Consider the following 7423-nt stretch of genomic DNA (forward strand, 5'->3'; position numbering starts at 1 on the left):
GCCTTTATCCGCAAAGCTACGGCGTGGAAAATCTGCCGCCTGCAACGCTGGGCCAGCAATTGCTGTGGCCGGTGTTTCCCCAAAACAAGGATCCGCACCGCGCGGTTCCCGGAGCAGAGCCTAAGCCTTGGCCGATGGGCGCGGTCCAAGCCAAACCTTTGGTTTGACCTCTATCGCGAAGCAGAGCATTTTAAGTGTCGAAGCAAATCCGGACGATCAAGGAGCCCGATCATGGCTGCAACTATAAACACCGCCACTGTCGCCAATGACGACCATATCCGCGGCGCCGTCAGCGCAGAGGAATGGGCGATCCGCGTCGATCTGGCCGCAGCTTATCGCCTGGTTGCGCTGTACGGGTGGGACGACCTGATCTTTACGCACCTGTCGGCGCGCATACCGGGGCCGGACCATCATTTCCTGATCAACCCCTATGACATGATGTTTGAGGAGATTACGGCCTCTTCGCTGGTCAAGATCGATGTAGAAGGGCAGCCGGTGGTGCCAACCAGCCATCCGGTCAATCCCGCCGGTTTCACCATCCATTCGGCAATCCACATGGCGCGCGACAACGCCCATGCAGTAATGCACCTGCACACACCGGCGGGCCAGGCAGTCAGCGCGATGGAGTTCGGGCTGCTGCCGCACACCCAGACGGCGATGATTGCGCTGCACAATGTCGCGTACCACGAATACGAAGGCATCGCGACCGACCTGGAAGAGCGTGAGCGCCTGGTTGAAGATCTGGGCGAAAAGAATGCCATGATCCTGCGCAACCACGGCACGCTGGCAGTGGGGGAAAGCGTGGCCGACTGTTTCCTGCGGCTCTATTTTCTGGAACGTGCCTGCGATGCTCAGGTGAAGATGCTGAGTGCCGGCTATGACCGGCTGTACAACCCGCCGCAGGGAACCCCGGAAAAGGTCGAAACCCAGACCCCGGCCGGCGGCATGGCCATGGTATCGCGCGGGCTTGCCTGGCCCGCCCTGCTGCGCAAACTTGATCGGATCGACCCTTCGTTCCGGGATTGAAATTGCAAAAAAGATCGGCGGCAGTGCTCTGCCGTCTGCATTCTAACTTGCTGGTAAAGCTTGCAATCGCAAGTCGTAAAGCTATTCCTTCGCAAAATGTGAAGGAAAATACATGATGCGGCCGCTTTGCTTAAGTCTTCTTGCGGCAAGTATTCTTGCACCTTCGGCAAGTGCACAAACCTCTACTGCAACTTTCGACGCGGCAAAAGCGTTTGGAGCGCGTGAAAACGTACTCGACATCGGAATTTCCCCGGATGGGAAGCAGCTTGCCCTGGTCATCCCGCGGCCCAATGGCGGCGAAGCGGTCACCGTACTAAGCGCCGACGGTTCGTCGCCTCCGCGACTGGCGCTGACCTCCAAGGGGATTAGCGAGCAGATTACCGGATGTGACTGGGTCAGCAATTCGCGCCTGTTATGCAAACTGTGGTTTGTCGACGGAAAATCGAAAGATATCTCGGCGTTCACCCGAAACGTGGCCATCAATGTCGATGGTACGCAAGCCAAGGTTATCGTGATTAGCCAGGGCATGACTGCAATGTACCGCAGCACCTATGGCGGAAACATCATAGATTATAATGGCGGAACCGACGGTTCGATCCTTATGATCAAGCAATTCGTGCCCGAAATGACGACCGGTACGATCATCAGGGTTGATCGGGAAGGCGTCGGCGTCGTCCGAGTCGATACGCTTACCGGCAAAGAAGCGATCGTCGAACAACCCAAAATGACTGTAGGAGCCTTTGTATCCGATGGCCGCGGTGCAGTACGCATCATTGGCCTGAGGGAAACGGACGGTACCGGATACGCGGGCGATACCATGACCTACCGGTATCGCAAGCCAGGTACAGATAACTGGATCGATCTTTCCAAAGTCGTCCAGAATCCATCGGGCACGGCGTCCGGGTTCAGCCCTGTGGCGGTCGACCCAACCAGCAACGTGGCCTACGGTTTTCAGGATCACAACGGCTACTCCGCGCTGTACAAGGTTCCCCTTGATGGCAGCGGCACGGCGCCTGCGCTGGTGATTTCCAAGCCGGGGATTGACGTCGATTCGTTGATGACTGTCGGCCGATCGAAGCGTGTGGTGGGGGTCAGCTATGCAACTGACTACCGCACCGCAGACTATTTCGACCCCGAGCTTGCGCGCCTGGCTACGGCCTTTCACAAGGCTTTGCCAGGCAAAAGCCAGATTGACTTCATTGATGCATCGCAAGACGAAACAAAGCTGGTTTTGCGCGTGGGCAGCGATACCGACCCAGGCAAGTACTACCTGTTTGACAAATCGACCAAGAAACTAGCAGAAATTCTCGAACTGCGTCCCTTGCTGAACACTATCCCTTTGTCCGCAATGAAGCCCATTCGATTTCCCGCAGCCGATGGCACAATGATACCGGCCTATGTCACACTGCCTCTGAACAGCGCTGGCAAAAATCTTCCGACAATAATCATGCCTCACGGCGGCCCGGAAGCGCGGGACGAATGGGGATTTGACTGGCTGGTGCAATTCTATGCAGCGCGGGGCTACGCGGTTATTCAGCCGCAATACCGCGGTTCAACCGGTTTCGGCAGCGCCTTTTTCGGATCGAATGGATTTCAGGCTTGGCGCAGGGCAATCAGCGACATTGACGATGCGGCTCGCTGGGCGGTCAAGGACGGGCTTGCCAATGCGGACAAACTGGCGATCGTTGGTTGGTCGTACGGCGGATATGCAGCGTTGCAATCGCAGGTGGTTGATCCCGGGCTGTATAAGGCTGTGGTTGCCGTTGCTCCTGTTACAGATTTCGATCAACTTCGTAGCGAAAGCTACAATCAGTCCAGTTTCAAACAGTTGAGCGCAAGAATTGGCACGGGTCCTCACGTGGCTGAAGGTTCTCCGGCGCGGCACGCCACCGCGTTTCAAGCGCCTGTCCTGTTGTTCCATGGTGATCGCGATTTGAATGTCGACGTGTCGGAATCGCGGCTCATGGAACGACGACTGAAAGACGCGGGCAAATCAGTTGAATATGTCGAGTTTACCGGACTGGATCATTATCTCGACGATTCCGCCGCTCGTACAAGACTGCTATCGCAAAGCGACGCATTCCTTCGCAAAGCGATGGGGCTGCCCGCGAATTGAACGCGGTTGGCCGCCAGCCAGCCAGCCAGCCAGCCTCAATCAAGGCCGACGAACCGCGCGGCTTCGGCTACGCTTTTGCGTTCTGAAACGACCGCATTGGCGGGAAAACTCTCGTCCGGCCAGCCAAGTGCAACGGCCTTCATTATCACCTGATCGTCGGGAATACCGGCGTGTTCGCGCACCACCGGGCTTTGCATGATCCCCTGGCTGTTGATCACACAGCCCAGCCCGCGTGACCAGGCGGCATTGACCAGCATGGTTGTAACCGCCCCGCAATCGAAAGCGGTATCATCGCTGTCGGCCAGTTCACGGTCATAGGTGATGATCACGCAGACGGGGGCATCGAACTGGCGAAAGCCGCGTAATACCCAGTCGAGCCGGGCGTCCTTGTCATCGCGGGCAATGCCCTGCGCGGCGAACAGCTGCTTGGCGACACCGATCTGGCGTTCGCGGTGGACGCCTTCAAAGGCGTGCCCGGTGCGAAACTCTCGGCTGTGGGGAATACCGGCCAGATTTCGCTCGGTATTTCCTGCGCGGATCCGGTCGAGCACTTCGCCGCCGATGACGTGGAAATGCCAGGGCTGGGTGTTCATCGATGAAGGCGCGCGCATGGCGAGTGCCAGGACTTCCTCAAGCAGTTCGCGCGGCACTGGCTTATCAAGATAGCCGCGAGTCGAACGCCGCCCCATGATCACTTCGTCGAACTGCACGGCACTCTCCCCGAATCGTTGCTGTTCGTCTTAACCGATCGGTTAAGTTGAGCAACGCCTGTCCCACCGTCTCAAACGAAAAGGGCGGCCCCGCAGGACCGCCCTTGATGTGTTTTGGCAGAAAGCCAGATCAGCGCGAGTAGAACTCGACCACCAGGTTCGGTTCCATCTTCACCGGATAAGGCACTTCATCCAGCGAAGGCACGCGCACGAAAGTGATCTTGTCAGTGCCGTCGGGCGCCACGTAATCGGGCACTTCGCGTTCCGCCAGGCTCTGTGCTTCAGCGATAAGCGCCATTTCCTTGGCCTTGTTGCCCAGGCTGATAATGTCGCCGGGACGAACGCGGCGGCTGGCGATGTTGCACTTCACGCCGTTCACATAAATGTGACCGTGCGAAACGACCTGACGGGCCGAAAAGATGGTCGGCGCAAACTTGGCGCGGTACACCACCATGTCCAGGCGCTGTTCGAGCAAGCCGATCAGGTTCTGCCCCGTATCGCCCTTCATCTTCGAAGCTTCCTGGTAGGTGCGCTTGAACTGCTTTTCCGTGACATCGCCGTAGTAGCCCTTGAGCTTCTGCTTGGCGCGCAGCTGGATACCGAAGTCCGACAGCTTGCCCTTGCGGCGCTGACCGTGCTGGCCGGGACCGTAAGAGCGGCGGTTGACCGAGCTCTTGGGACGACCCCAGATGTTTTCGCCCATACGGCGATCAATTTTATACTTCGACGAATTGCGCTTCGACATGGCGCGTCGTGTCCTTCAATTTGCATACCCGGGCAGACGCCCAGGCTTCTGGTCCGGAACCGCACCATCCCGCCAGTTACGGAATGCGAGCCAGGCTTCACCGGAGTGCCCGCTCAATTGCGAAGGCGCGCGCATAGCGGCAAGCCCGGTCGGGGTCAAGCGCAAGGGCCGCACGCTGGCGCCTGCCTTGGTCCCTGCTGCTACTGCGCGGCGCGGGCTAACTCGCTAGTTTCACTCGACCGGCCGTCTGGCGCTTTGCGAGTCGACTGGCTGGACGACCCGTTCTTGCTGGGCGCGATCGATCTTGGCCCATTCTTCAGCAGTGTGGCAGACGCGGCTGACCAGGATTGAGCCGATTTGCGGGTTCATGCGGCAACGCTTCTTCGCAGCAGGTTGTTGGGCAAGCGTCGTCGTTGCCGCTGAAGCTGTATCATTTGACTGGGAATGTGCGGCGCCCGGTACCGCCGCAGTCACAAGCAGAAGTATAACATTTGTATATCGCATGAAAATTATCCGAATAATGATGGTGGTTCAGCACAGCGATACCGCAAATCTGTTAGCGCGCCAGCATCACCGTGCTGAAAACCCTGAAATAATGGCTGATTTATTGGCGGCGTGAACCTTTGCGCTGCAGTGCTGACAAGACCCCGCGCATCGTTCGGATTTCAAGATGATTCCAGCCTGGCTTGGTAAGCAGACTGCGCAGGGTGCGGCGAGTCACTTCGGCACGGATTTCCGGGAAGAAATAGTCCTTTGGCTCGAGCATAGCCTCAAGATGCGCAATCAGGCCTTCAAGTTCTTCCTGCGGGGCTGGGGGCAGCAAATCTTCGCGCGGTGGCTGTTCCAGCACCGCGCCCTTTGACCATTCGTAAGCGCACAGGATAACCGCCTGCGCCAGATTGAGCGATCCGAACGCGGGATTGATCGGCACCGTGATGATGGCACGGGCCAGTGCAACGTCATCGGTTTCAAGCCCAGAGCGCTCCGGTCCGAACACAAAGGCTGAACGGCCGGGAGCGACACGAACGGCGTGTGCTGCTTGCTCGGGCGTAAGTACCGGTTTGGTCACGCCGCGCTTGCGGACCGTCGTGGCAAAGACGTTGGCACAGTCCGCAACGGCCTGGGCCAGCGTCGGGAACACTTTTGCCGCGCCCAGTACCTTGTCAGCGCCGGCTGCGGCTGGACCGGCGGATGGGTTGGGCCACCCGTCGCGAGGGGCAACCAGGCGCATTTCGGTGAGGCCAAAATTGAGCATCGCCCGTGCCGCTTTGCCTATATTTTCGCCCAATTGCGGACGGACCAGCACGATGATCGGGCGGCGGTCAGTGCTTGACGGCATCACGCACCGAGCTGGCAAACTCCTCGAAGTCGCGCGCTTCGGTGAAATCACGGTACACGCTGGCAAAGCGAATGTAGGCAACAGCATCCAGTTGGCGCAGGCCGTCCATCACCATTTCGCCGATGGCCCTGCTGGCAATCTCGCTTTCGCCCTGTGTTTCGACTTGCCGCTGCACGCCGGAGACCAACTGGCCAATTTGCTCCTGGGTGATCCCGCGCTTGCGACAGGCCAGAGTGACGGACTGTTCAATCTTGGCCCGGTCGAATGGTTCGCGTGCGTCGTCGGTCTTGATGACGCTAATTTCCCGCAACTGCACGCGTTCGAATGTAGTAAAGCGCGCACCGCAGCGCTCACACTGCCGGCGGCGGCGGATTGCGGTGTTGTCCTCGGTGGGACGCGAATCCTTCACCTGACTGTCATCATGTGCACAAAATGGGCAACGCATAGGAAGTTACGGACGCAACCTCTTGTACAACATGAAGCTTGCGCCAGCTACCAAGCCAATTGGCCATGTGACCAATGGCAGAATTGCAGCTGCCACCGCGCCGACCGCGGCACCCGTCAAGACAGGCTTGGTCGAAGGATGGTGCATTCCTTCCTTGGCCATGCCGGTGACTTCTTCCTTGGCGTCCTGAAGCAGATTATCACTCATGTTATCAAACCTCCGGATAGATCGGGAAACGCGAACAAAGCGCTTCGACCTGGCCGCGCACGCGCTGCTCGACCTGGCCATCGCCATCATCGCCGTTTCGGGCCATTCCGTCCACCACTTGCGCGATAAGTTGCCCGATTTCGGCAAACTCGGCCTCAGCAAATCCACGAGTAGTTCCGGCAGGGGTCCCCAGCCGTATACCCGACGTGACAAAGGGTGAACGTGTGTCAAAAGGGATACCATTTTTGTTGCAGGTAAGCCACGCCCGGTCGAGCGCCTTTTCAGCTGCTTTTCCAGTTACTTGCTTGGCGGTCAGATCAACCAGCATCAGGTGATTGTCGGTACCGCCTGAAACAATTCGCAAGCCGTTATCGGAAAGGCTGTTGGCCAACGCGCGAGCATTTGCAACGATCTGTGCGGCATAGGCTTTGAATTCGGGCCGCAGCGCTTCGCCAAAGGCAACCGCCTTTCCTGCAATGACATGGACCAGAGGGCCACCCTGCAGGCCAGGGAAAACCGCGGAATTGAACTTCTTGGCGAGATCTTCCTCATTGGTCAGGATCACACCCGAGCGCGGACCGCGAAGCGACTTGTGAGTCGTGGTCGTCACTACATGAGCATGAGGAAATGGGGATGGGTGGGCACCGCCGGCGACCAAACCGGAAAAATGGCTCATATCCACCATCAGCCAAGCGCCGACCTGGTCCGCAATTTCGCGAAACCGCTCGAAGTCCCATACTCGGGAGTAGGCTGTACCACCGGCGATAATTAGTTTTGGCTTGTGATCACGCGCCAGTCGCTCAACTTGCTCCATGTCCAGCTGTTCGTCATCTTG

The 7423-nt window shown here is 58.3% G+C and carries 10 protein-coding genes; 3 read left to right on the top strand and 7 right to left on the bottom strand.

The features are described 5' to 3' along the window. The first annotated feature begins 231 nt into the window (after positions 1–231). Both Q0L62_RS12770 and Q0L62_RS12775 read left to right on the top strand, forming a co-directional pair. Complete coding sequence (locus Q0L62_RS12770; protein WP_296680457.1) at positions 232–1026, top strand: class II aldolase/adducin family protein; 795 nt, start codon at positions 232–234, stop codon at positions 1024–1026. A gap of 112 nt (positions 1027–1138) precedes the next feature. After that, on the top strand, positions 1139–3142 hold the full coding sequence (locus Q0L62_RS12775; RefSeq protein WP_296680460.1) for an alpha/beta fold hydrolase: 2004 nt from the start codon (positions 1139–1141) through the stop codon (positions 3140–3142). 35 nt (positions 3143–3177) lie between these two features. On the opposite strand, the gene Q0L62_RS12780 is transcribed toward Q0L62_RS12775, so the two are convergent. The 3 genes from Q0L62_RS12780 to Q0L62_RS12790 form a co-directional block, all read right to left on the bottom strand. Further along, a complete protein-coding gene (locus Q0L62_RS12780) occupies positions 3178–3831 on the bottom strand; it encodes a nitroreductase (RefSeq protein WP_296680487.1) in 654 nt (217 codons plus the stop codon). 151 nt (positions 3832–3982) lie between these two features. After that, entirely contained in the window at positions 3983–4597 is a 615-nt protein-coding gene (gene rpsD / locus Q0L62_RS12785) for a 30S ribosomal protein S4 (protein WP_296680463.1), read from the bottom strand. 231 nt (positions 4598–4828) lie between these two features. Beyond that, positions 4829–4966 (bottom strand): hypothetical protein, encoded by a 138-nt coding sequence (locus tag Q0L62_RS12790; RefSeq protein WP_296680467.1) that lies wholly within the window; start codon positions 4964–4966, stop codon positions 4829–4831. Here Q0L62_RS12790 and Q0L62_RS12795 point away from each other — a divergent pair. Then, the gene (locus tag Q0L62_RS12795; RefSeq protein WP_296680469.1) at positions 4965–5216 is read left to right on the top strand and encodes a hypothetical protein; all 252 of its coding nucleotides are present in this window, start codon (positions 4965–4967) and stop codon (positions 5214–5216) included. The two genes, Q0L62_RS12790 and Q0L62_RS12795, sit on opposite strands and share 2 nt — an antisense overlap. Here the strand turns inward: Q0L62_RS12795 and Q0L62_RS12800 are convergent. The 4 genes from Q0L62_RS12800 to glyA form a co-directional block, all read right to left on the bottom strand. After that, a complete protein-coding gene (locus tag Q0L62_RS12800; RefSeq protein WP_296680472.1) occupies positions 5202–5936 on the bottom strand; it encodes an RNA methyltransferase in 735 nt (244 codons plus the stop codon). The genes Q0L62_RS12795 and Q0L62_RS12800 overlap by 15 nt on opposite strands. Next, positions 5920–6381, bottom strand: coding sequence for a transcriptional regulator NrdR (nrdR, locus tag Q0L62_RS12805; protein WP_296680480.1), 462 nt, complete (start codon positions 6379–6381; stop codon positions 5920–5922). Before nrdR ends, Q0L62_RS12800 begins: the two co-directional genes overlap by 17 nt. A gap of 6 nt (positions 6382–6387) precedes the next feature. Then, positions 6388–6588 carry a hypothetical protein gene (locus Q0L62_RS12810; protein WP_296680483.1) on the bottom strand — a complete coding sequence of 67 codons (201 nt, stop codon included), beginning with the start codon at positions 6586–6588 and terminating at the stop codon, positions 6388–6390. A 4-nt stretch (positions 6589–6592) separates the two neighbouring features. Beyond that, positions 6593–7423 (bottom strand): serine hydroxymethyltransferase (gene glyA / locus Q0L62_RS12815; protein WP_296680485.1); only part of this gene is annotated, 831 nt, incomplete at its 5' end.

The organism is Novosphingobium sp. (assembly GCF_024642085.1).
Lineage (GTDB): Bacteria > Pseudomonadota > Alphaproteobacteria > Sphingomonadales > Sphingomonadaceae > Novosphingobium.